This is a genomic window from Mucilaginibacter sp. P2_A4 (genome assembly GCF_056405015.1).
In genome coordinates this window covers 165,167-187,743 of the sequence record NZ_JBFUCX010000004.1, presented here as the reverse complement: position 1 = coordinate 187,743, position 22,577 = coordinate 165,167, and the positions used below count along the sequence as shown (strand labels likewise).

Annotated in this window: 20 protein-coding genes; 8 read left to right on the top strand and 12 right to left on the bottom strand. The window is 41.7% G+C overall.

Features of this window, described 5'->3' with window-relative positions:
* Positions 1 to 315: 315 nt before the first annotated feature.
* From AC1DYB_RS09805 to AC1DYB_RS09790, 4 genes are all read right to left on the bottom strand, one after another.
* Positions 316 to 1,122 carry a helix-turn-helix domain-containing protein gene (locus AC1DYB_RS09805; protein ID WP_477434474.1) on the bottom strand — a complete coding sequence of 269 codons (807 nt, stop codon included), beginning with the start codon at positions 1,120 to 1,122 and terminating at the stop codon, positions 316 to 318.
* Positions 1,123 to 1,189: 67 nt separating this feature from the next.
* Entirely contained in the window at positions 1,190 to 1,996 is an 807-nt protein-coding gene (locus tag AC1DYB_RS09800) for an SDR family oxidoreductase (RefSeq protein ID WP_477434472.1), read from the bottom strand.
* Positions 1,997 to 2,161: 165 nt separating this feature from the next.
* Entirely contained in the window at positions 2,162 to 3,034 is an 873-nt protein-coding gene (locus AC1DYB_RS09795) for a toxin-antitoxin system YwqK family antitoxin (RefSeq protein WP_477434470.1), read from the bottom strand.
* Between the two features lie 272 nt (positions 3,035 to 3,306).
* Positions 3,307 to 3,807 (bottom strand): DUF2165 family protein, encoded by a 501-nt coding sequence (locus AC1DYB_RS09790; protein ID WP_477434468.1) that lies wholly within the window; start codon positions 3,805 to 3,807, stop codon positions 3,307 to 3,309.
* 138 nt (positions 3,808 to 3,945) lie between these two features.
* Here AC1DYB_RS09790 and AC1DYB_RS09785 point away from each other — a divergent pair, with 138 nt between their 5' ends.
* Positions 3,946 to 4,572: a hypothetical protein gene (locus AC1DYB_RS09785; RefSeq protein WP_477434466.1), complete on the top strand. Its 627-nt coding sequence runs from the start codon at positions 3,946 to 3,948 to the stop codon at positions 4,570 to 4,572.
* A gap of 89 nt (positions 4,573 to 4,661) precedes the next feature.
* On the opposite strand, the gene AC1DYB_RS09780 is transcribed toward AC1DYB_RS09785, so the two are convergent.
* Positions 4,662 to 6,251, bottom strand: a complete 1,590-nt coding sequence (locus AC1DYB_RS09780) for an ABC-F family ATP-binding cassette domain-containing protein (RefSeq protein ID WP_477434464.1) — start codon at positions 6,249 to 6,251, stop codon at positions 4,662 to 4,664.
* Between the two features lie 210 nt (positions 6,252 to 6,461).
* On the opposite strand from AC1DYB_RS09780, the gene AC1DYB_RS09775 reads away from it, so the two are divergent.
* From AC1DYB_RS09775 to AC1DYB_RS09765, 3 genes are all read left to right on the top strand, one after another.
* Positions 6,462 to 7,043 (top strand): Crp/Fnr family transcriptional regulator, encoded by a 582-nt coding sequence (locus tag AC1DYB_RS09775; protein WP_477434462.1) that lies wholly within the window; start codon positions 6,462 to 6,464, stop codon positions 7,041 to 7,043.
* A gap of 80 nt (positions 7,044 to 7,123) precedes the next feature.
* Positions 7,124 to 7,801, top strand: a complete 678-nt coding sequence (locus AC1DYB_RS09770) for a hypothetical protein (protein ID WP_477434460.1) — start codon at positions 7,124 to 7,126, stop codon at positions 7,799 to 7,801.
* Between the two features lie 21 nt (positions 7,802 to 7,822).
* Positions 7,823 to 8,182, top strand: a complete 360-nt coding sequence (locus AC1DYB_RS09765; protein WP_477434457.1) for a hypothetical protein — start codon at positions 7,823 to 7,825, stop codon at positions 8,180 to 8,182.
* A 241-nt stretch (positions 8,183 to 8,423) separates the two neighbouring features.
* Here the strand turns inward: AC1DYB_RS09765 and AC1DYB_RS09760 are convergent, their stop codons facing one another.
* The 6 genes from AC1DYB_RS09760 to AC1DYB_RS09735 all read right to left on the bottom strand — a co-directional run bounded on the left by AC1DYB_RS09760 (position 8,424) and on the right by AC1DYB_RS09735 (position 13,663).
* Positions 8,424 to 9,497 carry an NAD(P)H-dependent flavin oxidoreductase gene (locus AC1DYB_RS09760; protein WP_477434455.1) on the bottom strand — a complete coding sequence of 358 codons (1,074 nt, stop codon included), beginning with the start codon at positions 9,495 to 9,497 and terminating at the stop codon, positions 8,424 to 8,426.
* A 3-nt stretch (positions 9,498 to 9,500) separates the two neighbouring features.
* Positions 9,501 to 9,878, bottom strand: coding sequence for a nuclear transport factor 2 family protein (locus tag AC1DYB_RS09755; RefSeq protein ID WP_477434453.1), 378 nt, complete (start codon positions 9,876 to 9,878; stop codon positions 9,501 to 9,503).
* Positions 9,879 to 9,964: 86 nt separating this feature from the next.
* Positions 9,965 to 10,711 carry an SDR family NAD(P)-dependent oxidoreductase gene (locus AC1DYB_RS09750; protein ID WP_477392159.1) on the bottom strand — a complete coding sequence of 249 codons (747 nt, stop codon included), beginning with the start codon at positions 10,709 to 10,711 and terminating at the stop codon, positions 9,965 to 9,967.
* Between the two features lie 53 nt (positions 10,712 to 10,764).
* Entirely contained in the window at positions 10,765 to 11,301 is a 537-nt protein-coding gene (locus tag AC1DYB_RS09745) for a YceI family protein (protein ID WP_477434451.1), read from the bottom strand.
* Positions 11,302 to 11,395: 94 nt separating this feature from the next.
* Complete coding sequence (locus AC1DYB_RS09740) at positions 11,396 to 11,974, bottom strand: Crp/Fnr family transcriptional regulator (protein ID WP_295714655.1); 579 nt, start codon at positions 11,972 to 11,974, stop codon at positions 11,396 to 11,398.
* A gap of 135 nt (positions 11,975 to 12,109) precedes the next feature.
* Positions 12,110 to 13,663, bottom strand: coding sequence for a lipase maturation factor family protein (locus tag AC1DYB_RS09735; protein WP_477434448.1), 1,554 nt, complete (start codon positions 13,661 to 13,663; stop codon positions 12,110 to 12,112).
* Between the two features lie 535 nt (positions 13,664 to 14,198).
* On the opposite strand from AC1DYB_RS09735, the gene AC1DYB_RS09730 reads away from it, so the two are divergent.
* From AC1DYB_RS09730 to AC1DYB_RS09715, 4 genes are all read left to right on the top strand, one after another.
* Positions 14,199 to 15,731, top strand: coding sequence for a tetratricopeptide repeat protein (locus AC1DYB_RS09730; protein WP_477434446.1), 1,533 nt, complete (start codon positions 14,199 to 14,201; stop codon positions 15,729 to 15,731).
* A 273-nt stretch (positions 15,732 to 16,004) separates the two neighbouring features.
* On the top strand, positions 16,005 to 18,764 hold the full coding sequence (locus AC1DYB_RS09725; RefSeq protein WP_477434444.1) for a TonB-dependent receptor: 2,760 nt from the start codon (positions 16,005 to 16,007) through the stop codon (positions 18,762 to 18,764).
* A gap of 27 nt (positions 18,765 to 18,791) precedes the next feature.
* Positions 18,792 to 20,045: a right-handed parallel beta-helix repeat-containing protein gene (locus AC1DYB_RS09720; protein WP_477434442.1), complete on the top strand. Its 1,254-nt coding sequence runs from the start codon at positions 18,792 to 18,794 to the stop codon at positions 20,043 to 20,045.
* Positions 20,046 to 20,111: 66 nt separating this feature from the next.
* Entirely contained in the window at positions 20,112 to 21,209 is a 1,098-nt protein-coding gene (locus AC1DYB_RS09715; RefSeq protein ID WP_477434440.1) for a phytase, read from the top strand.
* A gap of 103 nt (positions 21,210 to 21,312) precedes the next feature.
* On the opposite strand, the gene AC1DYB_RS09710 is transcribed toward AC1DYB_RS09715, so the two are convergent.
* Positions 21,313 to 22,446 (bottom strand): metallophosphoesterase family protein, encoded by a 1,134-nt coding sequence (locus tag AC1DYB_RS09710; protein WP_477434438.1) that lies wholly within the window; start codon positions 22,444 to 22,446, stop codon positions 21,313 to 21,315.
* Between the last annotated feature and the right edge of the window lie 131 nt (positions 22,447 to 22,577).

Sequence of the window (22,577 nt, the reverse complement as noted above, 5' to 3'; positions counted from 1 at the left end):
GAGATCTTCGCGTTAAGGATTGTACCGGGTACCGGCCTGGCGCGTAATGCCTGCAGGCGTATGAGGGGAAAGCTTGGGCCGTAGGCAACGCCCTAATAATTACGCTATAGTTGCACCGGGATTATGGGGCAGCACTATGGATTTCACCGACATTACCATCTACAACGTTACTTGAACGCCTGATTTAACCCCTACCTTCCCTTCCCCGAGGAAGGAATCGCACATTGCCATGCTTTTTTTACTTCTTCCGAACACTATGGCAGAATGTATAACTAAATATTTATACAAAATCCCTTATGGCGAATTTGTTTTAGCCTAAACCATTGATGGCGCTAAACCAAATAACTTTTTAAAGGCCACAAAGAAATGCGCGTAATCCTTAAAACCAACCTCCAGGTACACTTCAGAGGCCTTGATCTTTTTTTCCTTTAAGAGGTAATGTGCGTCTTCAAGCCGCTTTTGTAACAACCAGCGACTTGGCGTTGTATGGTATATTTTTTCGAAATCGCGCTTAAAGGTTGATAGGCTTCTGCCGGTAAGATAAGCAAAGTGCTGAAGATCGCCATTGTATTGATAATGCTCATTCATATAAGCCTGGAGATCTATTTTGCCCGGCTCGTTGAAATCAAACAGCAGGTTCCTTAGTTCCGGGTTAGCGCCCAGGAAAACCAATACCGCTTCCTTTATTTTTACTTTTACCAATTCGCCATCCATGTGCTGGCTGTGTTCCAGGTAGGGTAACAGGGAGTCAATGTAATTATTAAAAAGGTGGTTGGGTTTTAATAAAAAAACATTGTTGTACTGACTGCCGGCAGCGGTTATGCCACGCTGAAATTGATCCTTCAATTCTAACAACGTAGCGTGATCAATACAGATAGATATGGAGCGGTATTCGCTGCCCGGCGGAGGCTGCTTTACAAACTTGCTCAACCGGTTTTTCACGGCAAAACGGAAGTCGCCGGCTTTAAACAGGTGGGATTTGCCGCCAAAATAAACCTCGGATGTGCCCGAAATAATATAGTCGACCACATGCTGCCGGATAAAAAGCTCACCCTCCACCATTCTTTTCGAAACGCAGGAATAAACAATTTGAGGTATGCGCGGATTGGTGGTGTTAGCCATATGATCAAATATACGGGAACAGGGCCAATGTACAAATTACATCATCCCTGTTCCCTGAGCCGCAGTTTTAACCTAAAAATATGGCCGACATTTCTTTTCTTGAAGCTTCGGCACCAAGCTGCAAACGTCGTTCGTGCATCTCTTTCGAGTCGGCGCCGGCGGTGTAATGTACTTGGTCCTTTCCGTCGGTTGCTGCTTCATATATTATCTCAGCAATTTCTTCGGCGGTTGAACCGCCTGCGTTAGGATCCATCATACCGGCTACAACACCCAGGTAATGGTCCATTAATTCTTTATAGGGTTCGGCAGTTGTAAGCACCATATTTGATCCAAATTCAGTTCTTATAAACCCCGGCGCAACTGTTTTGATGCCAATGCCAAAGGCAGCCAGTTCATAGCTCATTCCTTCTGTCCATCCTTCTAACCCCCATTTTACGGCATGGTATAAACTATCAAACGGAAAAGTGATCAGGCCGGCTATCGAGCTGATATTAATAAACAGCCCATTTTTCCTTTCCCTGAAGGAGGGAATAAATGCCTGCGTAACCCGTATAGCACCAAGCAAATTTGTATCAACCTGTTTTAATAATTGCTCATCGCTTACGCTTTCCAGCGGACCTATTGCACCATAGGCCGCATTGTTAAGTACTACGTCTATATCTCCTAAAGCAATCGCGGCAGCGGCGGCGTTTTTAATTTCCTCGGGTTTAGTAATATCGAGCGGCAACACAGTGACCCGTTCCAGGCTGGCAAAATCTTTGCCCTTGCTTACGTCGCGCATAGTGGCGATCACCTTCCAGCCTTTGCTGTGAAATAAATGAACTGCCGCTTTCCCAAGGCCGCTGGATGTACCGGTAATAAATATTGTTTTCATGTTTTCTTTGTTTTAATGATAACACAAAGAAACGCGGAATAACAACCCGACGCCTTGTTAAAAAGGTCAATTTACATTGCTTAAACGTTCAGTTGAAAAAGCGTATTTGCGTGGTTATCGTCTAAAACACAATGCATTTTACATGAATTGACACATATATCCTAATCAATCATTTGGATAGGCTTTAAAATATTCTTTTATATCGATATCTTGAATCGCAAAGATCTTATTGCCGTCTTTATATTTCTGAATACTTCTTATCCAGTTTGCCCTTGAAATATCAAGTTGGGGTTGAGGATCAGAATAATTCCATTCTTCGTAAACAGCCGATTGCAAAATTTGCCCTTTTTCATCATACTTAACTGTCCATACCGTGAAATTCTTTGAAATTTGCCCTCCAAACTTCTCCCGTTTATGCTTCCAATTATATGTAATCGCTTTCACCCCGTTTTCGTAATACTCGATCCTGCTTTTTTTAGTTTGCGTTACTTTTACCTGCCCCGACGGATAAAACTCTTTGATTCTGATAACTCTTTTAATTGATGACTCTTTAGACTGTATTTTACCATCCGGAAAATAGGTTATCCATTCATATTCCCAATAAGTCATAAATGATTTCTTCTGATTATGACTTACCTTAATTAAGTTTCCTAAGCTATCATATTCCTCAATATTTATAATTTTAGTTAAAACAATAATACGTTTTTGTACTTTTCCTGTCGGATAAAATGTAACCAAGCTGTCTTTCTGATAGCCATTGACAAAATTTCCGCGCATTTTCAAATTCCCATTTGGATAAACGGCCTCTTGGTACCCGTTAATTGGATGCTCACAATTAACATATATCGGTGGCCTATCAGTTGCGCCGGTAATGAATAATTGAATTTCAGGCTCTTTATATCTTAAAATATATAAACCAGTGTCTCTAATATCAACAATCGACGAATCTAACAGGGGGCCTTTATTAAAGCCAATTAAATAACGACCGGTTTTAGGTAAATATGTTATCCCTGCTTTAGGGAAAAATGATGTATCCAATTGATTAACTGGGGATAGATAGTATGAGGTGTCCAATTCCTCTATGTTACCACAAGCTTTAGTAAGATAAAACTTAAATTTTACCCCCTGACCCTTACAAAGACCGCAACTTATCATTAATAGAATAAAGGTTAAATATTTCACATTCCTCACTTTTGGTGCTTTTTTAAAATAGCCCTAATCATCAAACTAAAAATCCAACTTTTTAAGGTTGATTGCGGGTCGACTGTTAATTATAGAATTACTTTCCGCTCAGTAATTACCATTGATCACTACTCCTCTTTTAAATGCAGCAGAATAAGAACCAGGACCAGGAAGCTGACAATTCGTTCTGCGGCTCCTAAGCCATTCCAACTGGAGCTTTGCCACATCGCAAACCATTCACCGCCCACCACTTCAAAGCCTAAAAACCAGATTATTATTCCAATAATAATTGCCGCGATAGCCCAATTCTTTGACGCATGAAACACCGAAGCATCTGATTTTAAGTTTTTGAAAAGCAGCCAGCTTCCCTTAATGCCGCAAAATGCCATCAAAGCTTCCATCGCAATAAGGATAATATATCCGGCATGAAAAAGAAATGGACTCTCCACATGCCTGTAATACAAATGGCTGCCCGGGAAAATAGTATCCATTTTCATTACATGCTCCACAAAATGGTAATTGGTGAAATAGTCGGTTATATTGCCAATAACAACCAGTAAAGTCATTAAGGCGATAGCGGCAACAGCCACGGTTTTGGCAATGCGGAACAAAAACTGAACTGGATACATAACGGTGATGGTTGGTTAAACAAATATGCTATTTCCTTTCCCGATTTTTGTATATTTAGGAATTAGCAGTTTTGCACAAAAGGATCTCATAAAAACTAAATAAAGCGGCTGCTTTGGCATATTCTAAACCGATATTGTATGCTTAGAAAACACTCGATTTTAATTGGAATAATCATTTCTTTATTACTGCTGCTGGTAGCTACACTGTATTATCCGGGCGGCTCTCAACACGACAAAAACTCCATTGGTTACGACTGGAAAAACAACTACCTGAGTAACCTCTTTGGCCAAAAAGCGGTTAATGGCTTAAACAACGGATCCCGGATTTGGGCTATTTTCGGCATGTTGTTCCTTAGCGCCAGTTTTGCTTTATTTTTTATCGAAATTTCAAAGAAAATCCCAACAAAGGGCGCAGCCAAAATAGTTAGATACTTTGGAGCCGGTGCAATGATATTTGCATTTTTAGCCGTGACTCCATATCACGACATTATGGTTACTATAGCATGCACCATGGCCCTGGTAAGTATGTTTTATATTACCGTATTTGTATACAAATCCAGGTTGCTTTTATTTAAAATTATTTCCACCATTTGTCTTCTTGCTTTTTATTGCTCAGAGTATGTCTATTATACCAGCAGCTACCTGGAGGTTTTGCCCATTTTACAGAAACTTACGCTGTTCATCACAATTACCTGGGTTTTATCTTTACAATATTTTACAACAATAGCTGATTTTCACCCGGGAAAGAATGCTGCAATAAAATAGATAATTGGGCAATGCATCGGGGTTAGATGATAATCAATATTCAGTACCCAGCAGTATTCAATCGCCGGGTACCTTTTTAGATCACTTCCTTATTCAATATCCATGGAACGCTCGATATTTATTTGCTTCAGAAAAAACTCATCGTGAGATACCACAAGGAGCGTTCCTTTATATTCATTAATAGCGGAGGTTAAAATTTCAATGTTCTGAATATCCAGGTTATTGGTGGGTTCATCCAATATAATAACATCGGGTGCCTCCCTGCCTATTGTTAAAGAGCAAAGCATCAATCGCATTTTCTCCCCGCCACTAAGCGCTTTACAGGGTTTGCTCCAATAGTCCTTGGTAAATAAAAAACGGTTTAAGCGAATTTTAATATCATGCTCCTGTAATGCACCCGAATTAAATTGTTGGGCCTGTTCATAAACGTTAAGCTTATTATCAATCAGTGAGTAGTCCTGGTCAATGTAAATAGCGTTGATAGCGGCCCTGTCAATGGTTCCTGCAAGCGGCTCTAACTCACCTAAAATTATTTTTATTACCGTTGTTTTACCAGAGCCATTTATTCCATTAAGTGCAATACGTTCGCCACTCCTGATTTGGAAATTCAGCGCCTGTTGCCAAAGCAATTGATTGGCGTATCCAAAGTTGATGTTTTTTGCATCAATCAATACCTTCCCCCGGTGAAGCCCGGAATTGTTGAACCCCATCTTCATTTTGCCGAGATCCGGTAAATCGCTCCGCAATTGCGTTAACTCCTGCGAAATTGAACCCACTTTTTCTGCATGTACCCCTTTTACCCGCGAGGTGCTTTTCTCTGCATTGTTTCTGAATGTATTCATAGAGATGGTGGGTAGCCCCGCCTTTTCCTGCTTTTTCTTTCCCCGGGCATCCAGTTTTTGCTGCCGTTCCAATGATTCCCTTTCGGTATCCTTTGCTTTACGGAGCGCCTTTTCTTTACTTTTAACATCCTGGTTTAAAGCATCGCTTTCAATCATTTTTTGCTCGGCGTAAAAATCATAATTGCCACCGTATACTGTGATGCCGTGTTTGCTGAGTTCGCAAACCGTATTCAGGAGATTTAATAGGGTCCTGTCGTGACTTACCACCACCAACGTGTTGGAATTGGTTTCGATATAATTGTAAAGGATGGCCCTGCTGGCGCTGTCCAGGTGATTGCTTGGTTCATCCAGTAAAACTATTTGGGGGCGGTGCATGATTATACCTGCCAAAAAAACTTTCGTTTTTTGTCCGCCGCTCAGTGTTCCCATTTTTTCAGAGAGATCTAATTCTTCAAGGTCCCAATGCGCCAAAGCTTCTCTGCAACGTTCTTCTATTGCCCAGTCATCATCAAGCAATGCCATATTTGTATCGGTTACGTTGCCGTCAAGAATTTCTGATAAGGCATTTAATTTCGCGTCAATTTCAAGGGCCTGGGCAATACTATAATCATTATACTGGCCAAAAATCTGTGGCACATAGTATGGCCTGGTGGCAGTTTTTATGAGTCCGTTTGAAGGCTGTAATTTTCCGGCCGAAAGTTTCAGCAGGGTAGATTTCCCTATACCGTTATTGCCAATTAAGGCTATTTTATCTTGTTTGTTGATAACGAGGTTAATATCAGCAAACAACAAATCCCTATTGGGATGTATGTAAGCAACATCTTGCAGAATAAGCATAATTTCTTTTAAAAGAGTGAATAATTACAGGAGCCAGATAAGGGTCCTGTTTATTTTCCCGGAAAGAAATTAGCTATTACATACAGCGGTGTTTTAATTGCGCAGGCAAAAATAAAAAAATACTATGAAATCTGTCAAACAAAAGGGCTTGGGATGTTGAAATATTATGCCTGCCAAAATTTAGTTATATTCGTTAAGCTAATTTATCTGATGAGTAAAGAACACCTTTCTGCTTTTTTTCACAACAGCAACCTGGTTTCATTATCTATGGCTAAAGAACTCGCCGATAGGTTTGAACAAAAGATTATTGCAAAAAATCATTTCCTGCTTACCGAAGATAAGATAGCCGATGAATATTTATTTCTAGACAAGGGTTATATGCGAGCCTTTGCCTTCGATATTGAGGGAAATGAGATAACTACTAATTTTTACGCGCCGGGACAGATCATTTTTGAAGTGGCTTCATTTTTCAACCGGACGAGATCAAAAGAAAACATACAGGCTTTAACAGATTGCGAAGGCTGGTTTATCACCTATAAGCAGTTAAATGACCTTTTCCATTCTTTACCCGAATTTAGAGAGTTTGGACGATCGATGCTGGTAAAAGGATTTTCGGAACTCAAAAACAGGATGCTTTCTACAATTACCGAAACGGCAGAAGAGCGTTATGCCACTTTATTAAAAACCAAACCGGAGATATTTCAGCACGCCCCGTTAAAAAACATTGCAACCTATCTTGGCATTACAGATACCTCATTAAGCAGGATAAGGGCCACCCTTTCAAAAAAATAAACACATTATCATTTCTTGTCATTTGGCAAGATGCCGCGGTTGTAGTTTCCCGTCCTTTGTTTCATCAAAACAACAAAACGATGGAACATTTACCAATCTATATCCCAGTAATATTTGTACTCACCACGTTACTCACCGTGGCGTTGATGTACAAAGCCAGCAATCATTCCAAACCCGTAATTATCACCATGCTGCTGTGGCTTGTGTTACAGGCAGCAATCGGCCTATTAGGGTTTTACCTTATCAGCGGCGGCACTCCTCCCAGGTTCGCGCTGTTACTCATGCCGCCGGTAGTGCTGATTGTAATTCTGTTCCTTACAAAAAAAGGCAGGCTGTTGATGGATGGCTTTGATGCAAAAACATTGACACTGATCCATATTGTGAGGGTTCCGGTAGAGCTCACCTTATATTGGTTATTCCTGCATAAGGCGGTACCTGGAATTATGACTTTTGAGGGCCGAAACTTTGATATCCTGTGCGGGCTAACCGCGCCGTTGATTTATTACTGGGGATACATCAAAAATGCAATTGGCAGGAGCGCGCTGCTGGCCTGGAATATTGCTTGTTTATTACTACTGGCCAATATTGTTGTTACCGCGATATTATCAGCGCCGTTTGATTTCCAAAAGCTTGCCTTCGATCAGCCTAACGTTGCCTTGTTCTATTTCCCCTTTGTATGGCTTCCTTGTTTTATTGTGCCCATTGCATTACTGGCTCACATAGTCAACATCAGAAAATTAATCAAAAACAAAAATTAACACATTTTAAATAAATATATTATGAACACAGAAAATAGCAGTGCAGAAAATTTAGTAGACCTAAGTACTTCAACAACAAAAATACTGGCCATAGGCAGCTGGACAGAAAAAGGATTAATAAAGAGCGACAGGCTTCCGGTAATGATCAAAGAAGTGCCCGCCACGGTAAACCTTTATCTAACCGGCGCCATTGAGCAGTGGTACGTTAAACCGGATATCAGCGGAGTGGTATTCATCATGAACGTTACAAGCCCCGCCGAAGCACACCGGCTTCTGGAAAAACTGCCTTTAGGTATAGCCGGCATGATGGAGTTTGATTTCATTCCACTCGGCCCAATTAGCCCGCTTCGCTTTTTATTAAAAAATGAATCTGCTGATTAAATTCAGTTTGCTGTAATATAAAAGCACGGTAGTTTTGAGTACTACCGTGCTTTTTTTTGCTCCTGGTGCTTCAAAGCCGAAGTCTTTTATCGCTGGTTTGTATTATGCGACCACCTTGAAGGAGGTTTCGTCTATTTTTAATAATTCAAAGCCAAAGAAAATATAATTAGCATAGCTATCCGGGCAACCCCTATTCCCATGTTTATAATAGCCGGCGAAATAGGGGCTTACCTCAGTCCGGTCAACGCTGAAGGATAAGCTGTGTTTCTGTTACCAGTGCCTGCATTAACTCTGCCGCTTTGGTATGTTTTAAATTAACTGCATTTTGTCCCGACCAAAAATTGATCATGTCTGTTTTACCCTGGGCAACTGCAGCCGCCCTTAAAGGTCCCATCAGGCGGGTTTGGAGCGGGAATGGCAGTACTTCGGTTTCGTATTTAACCTCTTCGGTAATGCGGTTACGGATCATTCTGCCCATTCTGCCGGTTAAGGATTTGGATAGTACCGTATATTTAGCTTCGTCGGACATTAGCCGGGCTTTATGAACAGGTGTGGCGTTTGATTCATCAGTAATTAAAAAGGCTGTTCCTAACTGTACAGCATCGGCACCCAGTGTTAATGCAGCCGCAACGCCTTTACCATCTGCAATACCACCCGCGGCAATGATGGGTGTTTTTACTTTGCTTTTCAATTGTTGAACCAGGGCAAATGTTCCGGTTAAAGAATCATAAGCCGGTCGTAAGAATGATGGGCGGTGACCTCCTGCTTCAAAGCCGGCGGCAACTATAGCATCCACGCCCGCTTCTTCCAAAGCTAATGCTTCATCAATAGTAGTGGCCGCGCCTACGGTTTTAATACCTAATCTGCGTGCTTCATCCAGTATCTCTTTTGGCGGAATTCCGAATATAAAGCTGAATACAGCTGGCTTTATCTGGAAGATAGCTTCTACCTGCTTCATGAATTTGGATGGAATATTGGTATTCAATTCTGGCATGGGGATGCCCAGCTCATCAAAATAAGGCTTAAACAATGCCTCCACTTTTTGTAAGCTTTCTGCAGAGAAATTGGTCAGGCGTTCATCAACATCAGATACCCATAGGTTAATATTATAGGGTTTATCTGTTTTGGTTTTGATGATTTGGCTGGTTTCCAATATTTGTTCGGGGGTGAGGGTGTAAGCTCCAAGGCTTCCCAGTCCGCCTGCGTTTGATACTGCTACTAAAAGCTCGGGTGTTGAAAAGTCCCCACCCATGGGGCCCAGCAATATAGGATATTTGATGCCTAAAAGTTGGGTAATTTTTGTTTGGTTCCACATGGCTTAAACATTTACATGCGTTAATAATTTGTTAACAATAACCCATTTACCATCAATCTTGTTTAGCGAAAGCAGGTCATAATAATTAAACTCAAACATAGGTACATGAACTTTAGCAAAAGCTATGGAGTTGATAATTTCTATTGCCAATACCTTCATACCGAATGTTTCATTCAGTTCATGCGGGCTTTTACGAAGTTTAACACCTTCCAGGTACTCATCAAGGGTTTTAAAATAGGGCTGGCCGTTTATATCGCCGGCTACCAGTGCCTGCGGGTGAAAGGTACCGCGGAGCCGCGCTATATCCCCGTAAAAAATGCCATCGAAGTAGGTGGATAATACTGCTGCTACGGCCTTTGCATTATCTCTATAAGTGTTCATTGTTTTTCGTTTTTGTGATGAACAGCCATGCAAAGGGTTATTTGTCTCTTTTGCATGGCTGTTTATCTATTTGCTTTATCAGATCGTTATGCAATATGGTGACCAGATACGTGCCCGCCATCCAGGTTGATAATTTCGCCGGTTACAAAATTGCTGCCTGCCAGGTAAAGGGCCAGTTCAGCAACATCCCTGGTTTCGCCAATACGGTTAAGTAAGTGAAGGCCGGCAAGACTATCGGCATCGCTTACGCCTGTTTTAGCCTGTAACGGGCTTCTGATAATACCCGGTGCTATGGCGTTTACGCGGATGTTATTTTTTCCAAATTCTGTAGCCAGTTGTTTAGTTAAAGCATGGATCCCGCCTTTGCTTGAAATTGGGGCTGTAGCAGGGAAACCGCCAATAGCATGGTCAACCAATACCGTGCCGATGTTGATGATCGAACCTTCGCCTTGTACCAGCATTTGCCTGATGGCCGACTGGCTGGTGAAGTAGGTGCCTTTTAGGTTAATATTTAAAAAGCGGTCAAGATGGGCTTCATCTACATCTAAAAATTGTTTCGGTTCAAATATGCCGGCATTGTTTACCAGTACATCAACTGCCCCAAAGCGTGCTACCGCTGTATCAACAAGTAACTGGCCTGTTGCCGGTTTGCTGATGTCGCCGGTTACCATGGCTAAGCGGTCGTGGTTGCCCAATTCATCAAAGGTTGCCTTTAAATTGTTTTCATTGGCAGCGTTAATAATTACGTTATGTCCGTGTTGTAAAAATATCTCGGCGATGGCTTTGCCAATCCCTGTTGAGGCGCCGGTTACTATAACTGTTTGTGTTTTCATGATCTTATTTAAAATTGTTTTTGAAAGTTGTTTTCAGCTGTTAGGCTGTTGAATTAAAGAGCAGCAAGGGCTGTTAATTTCACATCAAGTTCAAACTCATTGTAGATGAGTGTATCGCCCAGGTTGGTGAAGAAATTGCCCGAACGGAACTTCATGTTGTATTTGGTACGATCAACAACAATTTTGCCCGATGAAGTGATAGCCTTATCTGTAATAAGTACATCTGCAGTGAAGCTAACAGGGTGGGTGATGCCTTTAATAGTTAAATCACCACCTATCTGGTATTTACCATCGCTTATATAGTCGGTACTGGTAATGTTAAATGTGGCTTCAGGGAAGCTTTCTGTAGCGAAGAAATCTTCAGAGAACAGGTGACCTGCAAACTGAGCATTGGTAGCCGGATCGGTAACGTCCAGTATTTTTATAGAGGTGGTGTCAATGATGAAGTTTCCACCGCTAAGCCTGTTATCATTCAGGGTAAGTGTGCCTCCTTTAATGGAGATGGTACCATTGTGAGCTCCGGTTACTTTTCTGCCGGTCCAGTCTATGTCGCTTTGAGCACTTGCGACTGCAAATTTTTTAGTTTCCATTTCTTTATGTTATCAATCGTTAATGATTTGATAGTACAAAGGAAAGGAGGAAACTTCAGGTAGCTACGTGATGTATATCACATTCGTAGGCGGCTTATTTATGGGCGTTATAAAGCCTGCTCAACGTTTCCCTGGAAACGCCGAGGTAAGCTGCTATAAGGTGTTTGGGTACCAGGTTATACAGCTGGGGATATAATGACAGCAATTCTTCATAACGGGCCTTGGTATCATTATTCATAAATGATAGCAGTCTTTTTTGCGAAGCGAGGTACCCTCTGTTGGTCCTCCATCTAAAAAAATGTTCGGCCTGGTGCAGTTCGCTGCATATTTTTTCGCGGTCATGATTAGAAAGGCAAAGTACTTCTGCGTCGGTAATACAATCTATATTAATGGTGGCCTTGGTCTGGTTGTATAAAGCGCCGTAATCCGAGGTCCACCAGGTAGGCATAGCAAACTGCAGAATGTACATTTTGATCTCGTCGTTAATGAAAAAAGCTTTTAAACAACCGGAAATCACAAAGTATTCGTGATCTACCTTTTCACCTTCGCTGATCAATACCTGGCCTTTTTTGAAAGATTGCGGTTTGAAATAGGTAAAAAGATAATCAAACTGCTCATCGGTCAATGGTGCTGTTTTGGTAATATGCTGTTTTAGTATTTCTTTAGCTTCCATTTGTCTGGTTTAACCGGTTTGTTGACCATGCAGGGACGACTTCAAAATTATTCATTTTTTGTATAATATTTATGGCCTCGCTGAATTAGGAGATTCGGGTGAACTCTGCATTTTGTTTATTTGAGTTTAACCAGATTAAGGTATCCAACCTTCACTTTTTAAGAATTTAACCAGGCGCGGATCTTTTGCCGAAGTAGGTTGAATCCAGATATTGATTTGTTCGCGATTCCACCAAAGGCCTTGTGGATTGCCTGGTTTGGCAAACTTGTAACGGTACAACACTGCCCGGATATATCGCGGTGGCTGGTTGGGAAAGGGATTGCCGGCAAATAAATTTACAGCACCGGGATCATTGTGAAGCAGTTTCCACATCAGGTTCAGCGTCCAGGGGTATTCCTCGGGAGATGACATTGCAGCAAACCACATTTGCCAGTCTAAACGCAACTGGTAGGGCGCTATTTGTGGCGGTTGTTTGTTGAGCAATACAGGCAGTCCTTTGTATATATAGGGTTTCCAATTGGCTTTGTCGTCGGGCGTCTCATCCATTGTTCCTTCAAATATTACATTCAAACGCTCTCGTCCAACACTTCCAAATGCGCCATAAGTATTCACAAGGTCAAGAGGATCATAGGAGGTGTTCATGATTTGCGCCGGGGACAGTATGTTAAGGGCTGGCTGAATGCTCAGGATGGCAATAAGGCCGGCAATAACCCAGGCGGTGATTTGCATAGGTTGAGATTCTTCGGCGCGACCGGCAGCGGCCTCAGCTTTACGAACCAGCGCGCGGGGAAGAACTCCCGACCAGAAACCATCATCGAAACAGGCTAAGGCAGGGATGATGGTAAGCCAGTTTAAAAACGAAAGGTTGCCACTGAGAATAATGGTGAACTGGAATAACACGATGATAACTCCGGCAATGTGCCGCACAAGACGCGGCCCAAATACAAACCAGGGTGCTGCAAGCTCGGCCAGCCAATTGAACCATACACCAATTTTAAGCATGATATGCGGCATAAAATGAAGCCATCGGCTCAACGGACCGGGGATGGGTTGTGTTTCGAAGTGATAATATAAGGCAGTGCCATTGCGCCATACTTTATCGCCGCGAAACTTTATCAACCCGGAACCAAGCATGATACGGCAGATAAGCCATCGGAACAAAACGATAATGGGCATAGGCGGCGGGTATCGTGGAAAAGGCCGCGGATCCAGTAGCGGGCATAGGAAGATGGCTATAAATCCAGTTTCGCAGAGTTGGATTTCCCAGCCGTATCCATACCAATCCTGCCCTGCATGAACGAAAGACATGTACAGAAACCAGAGTACAGCAAGCAACGGCGCATTTGCATAACCTGCCATTACTATGCAGGAAAGTATCAACCCAAGCCAGGCGGCAATTAAAAGTGCCGAATCTGAATGCCAAAGCCAAAAGATTGAAGGCAACCGCAGAAAACCGGCCTGGGCAGAACCAAGAGCGGCGCTCACCTGTTTTAAGTAAATACCAACCGGCAGTAACCCATTAGACCCGATTAAAGGAACAATCTGATTAATTGCCACCAGGAAAGCTACAACGTAGACTGCACCTAACAAACGAAGAATCACAAACCGGGTAAGCCAGTAGGTTGGCGGGTTACCCTGCTCCCAGGATGCTCCGCCCAATTCGCTATCCATTTTATTTATCGCTTCCATTTGCAATTTATAAGGGGCTGTCTAAAAATAATTTATTAATTTTTTTATACTTCTAATGAAGCACATATCCACGCGTCATTGCGAGGTACGAAGCAATCTCTAAGCTGTACAGAGGGGCTCATAAGGTCGATCTGCCTATGTAGAGATTGCTTCGTACCTCGCAATGACGGTCGGTTTATTTATTTTTAAACAGCCTCTTACATCCGGGCACACCATTCAAAATATCCCGCCATACTTTTTAACTGAAATCCTATATAAAATTAACGTCTTTTTGATCAATTAAAAGGCTTGTATTCAATGTGCCTGGTATTGCATTCATGTAAAATGCCTGTTAACATTATCATCATACTGATTACTTTACTTTGTTTTGGAAAAGCTTTAGTATTTTGAGGCTGTATTAAAAATTAGCGGGATATAAAAAATGATAAGTACGGGCAGGCAGGTTATAAGGTATTTCGTTATGAATTGCTTGTGCCTGCTTACGATAATTTTGCCAGCAGGCCTTCATGCCCAGGATAAGCGATTATCCAATACAATGGCAATAAGTCAAAATCACCCAGATTCTGCGCTCAATATTTTGAAGAAGGTATATGCTGCAGCTACCGAGGGTAATGATGTTTTAACAACCGGGATCTGTTTGCAGCAAATGGGGATAATTTGCTTTAACCAGGGACATTATGCACAGGCGCTTGATTTTTATTTACGGGCTGATAAGATATTTGAGACATCAAACAATAAGGAACTATTGGCCGCCAATTTGAGCCAGATGGGCATATTGTATTATTATAACAAGGAGATCAGGAAATCGCGGGCATTATATGATAAAGCGCTATCCATATATAAACAGGACGGAAATTTAAAGGGAGAGGCCGATGTTTTTGGAAATATCGGTCATCTTTACGAAAAGCATCAGCAGTATGACAGCGCTTTTTATTACCAAAACCTTGCTTTAAATAAGTATCAAAAAATCAACTTTAAACAAGGGGCAGCAAAGATCTATGAAAACTTAGGCAGCATTTATGAAGATCAGGCCGGGTATGATTCTGCTTATAATTGTTTCAACAGATCATTGCTGCTTTACCAGCAGGTTAATAACGAAATAGGCAGCATTGAGGTTGTTAATAACCTTGGCGATATATTACGTAAAACCGGCAAGTATGAAGAAAGCTTAAAACTATCATACAAAGCATTAAGCCTTGCGCAGCAAACCAGTAATACCTATCAGCTTGCGGCCGCCTGCCGGGATCTGGGCAAGGCTTACAAACTATTGAACCGGCTGGATAGTGCCTACCATTATATTGAGCTTAGCCGTAAATATTCGTTGGAGGTTTATTCAAAAGAAGGGGTGAACCAAACAGCCTTTTTGCAGGTGCTTTATGATATAAATAAAAAAAGCGATGAAATATCAAGGTTAAACAGCATCCGTAAAACCAACCAGGTAATTACCATTGCCGAAATAATTGTGGTTGTTTTACTGGTTGTTTTGGGCCTGGTTATTTTTAGCAGGCAACGTTTAAAAATTAAAGATCAACGCGTACTTGCGGCCCAAAAGGAATCGATTTTTGCAACCCAGCATGAACTGATGAACCTGGAGCTAAAAAACAAACAGCTGCAGGAAGAAACGTTAAAGCAGCAGTTGGAGCTAAAAAGCAAAGAATTATCCAACCATACTTTAAACCTGATAAAAAATAATCAGCTGTTGGAGAGCCTGCGTAATACCCTCCAGGAAATGGTTAAGGAGGATAAACGCGATCAGAAGAAACAGATGCAGCAGATCATTCACCAGATAAATCAAAGCTTTAACCACGAACAGCACTGGAAAGAGTTTACTGCCGTGTTTGAGCAGGTACACCAGCGGTTTTTTGAAGATCTGAAGAAACATAGTAATGAACTTACCTCGGCAGATATGCGGCTGATCGCACTGCTTAAAATCAACCTCGACTCTAAGGATATCTCAACCCTGTTAGGAATATCTATGGATAGCCTGCGGGTGTCCCGCTACCGCCTGCGTAAAAAACTTAGCCTTAACCAGGGCGATAACCTATCCGCGTTTATCCAAACGCTTTAAAACTATTACCATTTATGCTCAAAGGGTGCAGTTTAACCCATAAATCACTTAACATTATCTTAATGTAACGGTAACTAAATGATAATGGCGTTTTGTTAATGACGTAAATGTTTGACTGTTAATTACTTATGCCTTTGTGTTGCTATGTTGTATATGGCATATGTAACGGTGTATACTTTTTGTAACAGTGTAAATTTCAGTTGTAGTGTGCTGCTGGTACACCTTTGCACCACAAAAAAACGAGTAAACATTGTTGAACAAACGAATTTTAAAATGAATAAACTTATACAGCTATTATTGGTTTTTGTGTTTTGCGCAACTGCCGCAAGCGCTACTACATTAAAAGGTCATGTTTATGACCAAAGCACGGGTGAGCCACTTGTTGGCGCAACTGTTATTCTTGATCAGGCCAATAAAGTAACCTCAACAGGGCTCGATGGTTCTTTTGAACTCAAGGGTGTTTCTGCCGGTTCATTTTCTCTTCGTGTTTCTTTTATATCCTATAAAACGGTTGTTAAGGAACTTGATATAAAAAAGGAAGATAACCCGCATGTGAAAATTTACATGCAGGCAAACGGAAAGGATTTACAGGAAGTTTCCATAACATCAAAAAAAGATGGATCGGCCGAGCATGAGGCCCGCCGTATTGAGCAGCAATCTGTGCAGGTGATGAATATAGTATCGGGCCGGGCCATTGAGGCGTCACCCGATTTGACGGTGGCCAACGTTATTCAACGTGTATCCGGAGTTTCGGTAGAGCGTAACAGCAATGGTGACGCGCAGTATGCTATTTTAAGAGGTATGGATAAACGGTACAATTACACCCTGGTAAATGGAGTTAAAATCCCAAGTCCCGATAATCAATACCGCTATGTTCCGCTTGATATATTTCCTGCCGACTTATTGGAAAGGCTTGAAATATACAAAACCCTTACCCCCAACCTGGAAGGCGATGCCGTTGGTGGGGTAGTTAACATGGTAATGAAAGATGCACCAAGCCGTTTCCTGGTGAATGCCAATTTAGCAGGCGGGTACAACCAGTTGTTTTTCGACCGTAATTTCCTCGGTTACCAATCATCGGCCATAAACCACAAGTCGCCTTATGAAATTGGGGGCAAAAATTTCCAGGCAACCCAAACCGATTTTCCTAAAGGCACATTAAACTATGATTCAAAGAAGCCCGCTCCAAACCTGGTAGGAAGTTTGTCAATAGGGCAGCGATTTTTCAATGATAAGCTTGGCGTTATTTTGGCGGGCAGCTACCAAAATACCTACAGGGGTAGTAACAGTACCTTTTATAGTTCGGCAGTAAACAGTACCGATCAATATGCGGTAATCACGGGTCAAAGTAAGCGTCAATTTTCAGAACAGCAAAAGCGTTATGGCTTACACGGTAAGGTTGATTACATGTTTGATAAAAACAATAAACTGAGTTTGTATAACGTATACGTAAAGCTGGATAACATCCAAACGCGGGACGCGGTATCTACCAATTACTCTACCGGTTATAATCCTTCGGCAGGTGATGCGGAATTAGGTTACTCCACCCGTACCCGTTTAACCGAGCAGCAAATATACAATAGCACTTTGCATGGCGATCATAAGCTATTTGATAACAAATTAAAAATCCAATGGTCTGCAGTTTATTCATCAGCCAAAAACGATGTGCCCGATAATACAACTATTTCACTAAGTGGCGTACGTGATAATAATGTTGACAGGCGTACCGTGGTTGATCAAAGCACCCACCGCTGGGAGCGCAACACCGATGAAGATAAATCTGGTTATTTGGATATCACCTACACAGTACCTGTTGGTAATGTAAATGTTGATTTTACGGCAGGCGGCTTGTACAGAGATAAGCAACGCAGCAGTTTTTTTAATAACTACACCCTTTACCCGGTTAACACGGCGGCACTGTATGGTACCGACTTTCAAAACTACACCGATGTAGCGTGGGCTGTTCAAAATCCAGGAGGCGCTGTAAATAACCCATTAACCTATGATGCTTCAGAGAAAACAAGCGCTGGTTACGGTATGTTTAAATTTACGGCTAATGCTTTACAGGTAATTGGCGGTGCGCGGGTTGAGCATACTAACCAGGCATATAACCTATTGTTTCCGGCTGGTGAGCTAAAACCTAAAGGAAGCCAGATTTATACCGATGTATTGCCAAGTTTAACTTTAAAATATAAACTGGGCGATAAAGACCAGCTGCATGCATCATACTTCAAATCACTTAACCGCCCGGGCTTTTATGAAATTGTACCAAGCAAGGTAGTAAATGAAGAATACCAGGAACGCGGTAACCCGGATTTGAAACGTGCTAAAGCAGATAATTTTGATTTACGCTATGAGCTGTTCCCTGATGCATCTGAGCAGTTATTGGTAGGTGGCTTTTATAAATCTATAAAAGATCCTATAGAATACACTTTCCAGGCAGATGCCACCCGGGGGCAGGATATTTATTATAGTCCGGGTAATTTTGGTACCGCGCGTAACTATGGTGCCGAGATTGATTACATTAAATTCTTTAATAAATTCGGTATCAAGGCCAACTATACCTATACCCACTCACGCATTACCACGCCTAAAACTTCAAGGGTAATTAACAGTTCAACAGGTGATGTAGAGGCCGTTTCGGTTGAGCAATCACGCCCGCTTTATGGCCAGTCTGCCCATATTGCTAATATTTCTTTACTCTATAAGGATACTAAAAAAGGTTGGGATGCACAGCTGGCCGGCGCTTATACCGGGCCACGTATCAATACAGTTTCACAGTTTTTAAATAATGACCTGTGGCAGAAAGGCTTTATACAGATGGACTTCTCGGCCGAAAAAAGATTTAAAAGTGGTTTAAGTGTGTTTTTAAAGGCGGGAAACCTGCTTAACACACCAAGCAAACTGTTCATCAAAGGCACCAATCCCGAAAATCTTAAAATTCAGGAGAAGCTTGTGTCAAACGGGCAAACGTTAATCCGCGAGGACTATTATAAACAAAGTTACCTGTTAGGTATCAGGTATAAATTATAAAAACATCATCATTTAAAAATATATAAAATGAACTTAAAACAAATTTTTGCAGGTTTCGCATTATCGGTTGTGATTTTTGCAGGTTGCCAAAAAGCAAATATTGATGTTGATACTACGCCGGCTGATGGATCGGCTATTGGTGAGGTATCCGGTGTATGGGCAAAAGGAAGTACACAGATGATCAAGGGCGATATTATTATCCCGGCAGGGAAATCATTAACTATTGAAGAGGGTGTAACGGTAGTGATGGATACCGTTGCCAAGCCAGAAATTATTGTAAAAGGGAATCTTTACTCCTATGGCACGGCAGAAAATCCGGTAAAATTTACCGTAAACGATGCTTATAAAACAACCGCCAAAAAATTTGGCAGGCTATGGGGAGGTATACTTGCTGCCCCAAGTTGTGCCGAGCTGGTGCTTGATAATACTATATTGGAATATGGCGGCTCTACAACCTCTGATGCTTCAACATCGGTAAAACAGGGTTTGTACAAGGCGGTAAGCGGCGAAAATTTGCCCGCATTATGGTTCTCAAACGTTAACGGAAAACTTATAGTAGTAAATAGCATCATCAGGAACTTTAATGAAGATTGTACCTATATAGAAGGTGGTAAAGTGATTTTTGCCAACAACTTATTTTACACCACAGGCGTTACCGGTGGCGAGGCCATGAATTTTAAATCGGGATGTTTGGCAGATTTGGCCTATAACATGGTATACAGTGCCAATACCAATGCCTTTAAACTATCAAACACCGGCGACCGCGTGCCCCAGGCGTATATTATAGCTTATAATAATACCATGATCAATACCGGCTGGAGAAGACCTACCGCTAAAGGTGGATCTGTTTGGCTGGAAAGCACCGTACGTGCCGATTTATATAACAACCTTTTTGCCAATACCCGTTTTGGAGTTAAAAGAGATACCAAGAAGCCCGAGGATAAACGATCTGTATACAGCAATAACTGGTATTACGGGTTTGACCAGGCTACGGTTAATCAGTTTCAGCCCAGTGCCGATATTGTGGCAGGTGTAAATGATGTAATTGGCAAAACTGCCGGCGCCAATGATCCGCAGTTTGTAAACTATCCATTGAGTACATCAACCAGCAATGCCGATTTTAATACCAGCTGGGATTTTCATTTAAAAGCAGGTTCGCCGGCGTTAACAAAGGGCATCACTACATTTACCAGGCACCATGCCGCAGGTATCATTGTAAATGGTATAACCTATAAATCTCCTGATCCATCAAGCTTTGTAGGCGCTTTCGGCACAAAATAAAAATAATTTATAATTCAACTCACTACAGGCGGTTGCTGTGCGGCAACCGACTGGCATTTTAATTTAATGAACAGATATAATATTTTCTATATAGCGCCATTAGCTTTATTGCTTTTTAATACAGCCTGCGGGCAAACTGCTGCCAATAAAAACAATCTCAGTTTACCTGGCATAAATTCGGCGGAGATAAAGCCCGTTGTGGTTACAGATCCGGTGGAATTTGATACGGATGATCCGGCAATCTGGATTAACCGCAATGATCCTGCTCAAAGCCTGATCATCGGCACAGATAAAAATAGTGATGGCGCGCTTTATGTTTTTAACCTGCAAGGCAAAATATTAGCTAACAAAACCGTGAAAGGGCTTAAGCGCCCTAATAACGTGGATATCGCCTACGGCTTAATGTTAAATGGAAAGCCAACGGATATTGCCATTACTACAGAACGCATGACCCATAAGCTCCGCATATACTCTCTGCCAGATTTGAAACCGGTAGATAACGGGGGCATTGAAGCATTTGCCGGTGAAACGGGTAACGAGTACCGCGATTTGATGGGTATATCCATTTATACAGCAAAAAATGGTAAGATGTACGCTATTGTAGGTCGTAAAAATGGCCCACTAAAGGGGGGATACATTTGGCAGTACTTACTTACCGATGATGGGACCGGTAATGTGAAGGCGCAGCTTGTACGTAAGTTTGGTGAGTATAGCGGTAAAAAGGAGATTGAATCTATCGCGGTAGATAATGAGCTGGGTTATATTTATTACTCAGATGAGCAGGTTGGTGTAAGGCAATATTATGCGGATCCTGAAAAAGGGAACAAGCAGCTTGCCATATTTGGAACAAGCGGTTTCCTGGCCGATCATGAAGGGATCTCTATTTACAAATTATCTGATACTACAGGATATATTTTGGTGTCAGATCAGGGAGCCAATCGTTTCCAGGTATTTAACCGGGAGGGCACCAAAAGCAATCCTTTTGAACATCGTTTAATAAAAGTGGCAAATGTTGCCGCACGCCAAAGCGATGGATCGGATGTTGTAGCGATACCGCTTAACGACACCTTTAAACACGGTATTTTTGTAGTAATGAGTAACGATAAAACCTTTCATTATTACCGCTGGGAAGATATAGCAGGGAGCGATTTGAAAATAAAATAATAAGCCTTTGCTATAAGCCGCGATAGGTAATCTGTTAATACGGGTTGCTTATCGCGGCTTGGCATTTTGTAATGTGAGGGGGCACAAATAATGTTCAAAGCCTTCAGGCGTAAGCCTCAAGATTTTTTTGCCTGATGCTTTTGCTAATGGTAAAGGAGTCGACCAATGTAATTCCCTCATTGGGGTTTATGCTAAAATAATTGCCGTTAAGTGATATGCCGTCTTCTTCCTTATTGATGCCTATCTGCAGAAAGCCGTGCCCTGTATCATAGTAGCTCATCAGTTTAACATCATCAAGTTGCGGAATATCGGCTGTAAAACGAACATCATCTGTGGTGGCTACGGGGTGCAACTCATCAAAGCCACCTGCACCTGCTATCACAAAGGATACACTTTTACCATCAGTATAATTTTTGCAAAACCTTTGATAATTATGCACATGTCCGCTGAAGACAACATCAGGCTTTTTGCCTGCGGTTTCAAAGGCATCCTCCAAAAAAGCGATCATCGGCAGGCTTGAGCCATGATTGATATCTGCCGAATAGGGTGCATGGTGTATACAAACTATCAGCATTTTATCCGGGCTTGCAGAGTGGAGCTCTTCAATAAACCAGTTTTTTTGTTCTTCGGTTATAACCCCAAATTTAGGCACGTTACTATATAGCCCAATTATGGTAGCTAAGGGCGTTTCCATGGTCCAGTAAATATTGGGCTGTACCATGCTTTTCCGTTTGGTTTGATTGCTGAAAGCAACAGGCCGGGATACAGTATCACAAAATACTTTGGTAAAGGCATCCAGACTTTTGTAGGGATGAGTGCTTAAGGGATTGATATCGCTGTCATGATTGCCGGCTATCGCGAAAATAGGACCGGGGTAGTTGCCAAAGGATTGAAAGAATTGGTTATCATATTGTTCTGCTTCCCCGTAATGGTAAACCACATCTCCTAAATGATATAAAAACTGCGGACCGTCATCCGGTTTGCTTTCTTTATTACATTGGCTGGCCATGGTATTGGCTATTAACTGCTGCAATGCCGGGTTGCCAACGCCTCCTGTATCCCCAATCATGTGGAATGCCATGTGCTGATCACTTACCTGGGGTAAAATATCTTTCAATACCAAATGGTAGGGGTATTTGCCAGATAGAGCAGGCAGTGGCTTAAATTTATAGGTATCGTCGGGTTGGTCTTTTTTAAAAATCGGTGTTTTATATTTTAGATTTTTGAGGGATTTCATTTTAATCATAATAAACTCAAAAGTACTAAATCAATATAAAGGGACGATTAAATATACCAAAGCTTGCACGATATAGACAAAACTTATAGAAGTTGTAAAATCAATCGAGTTTATTGATATTGATAAATTGG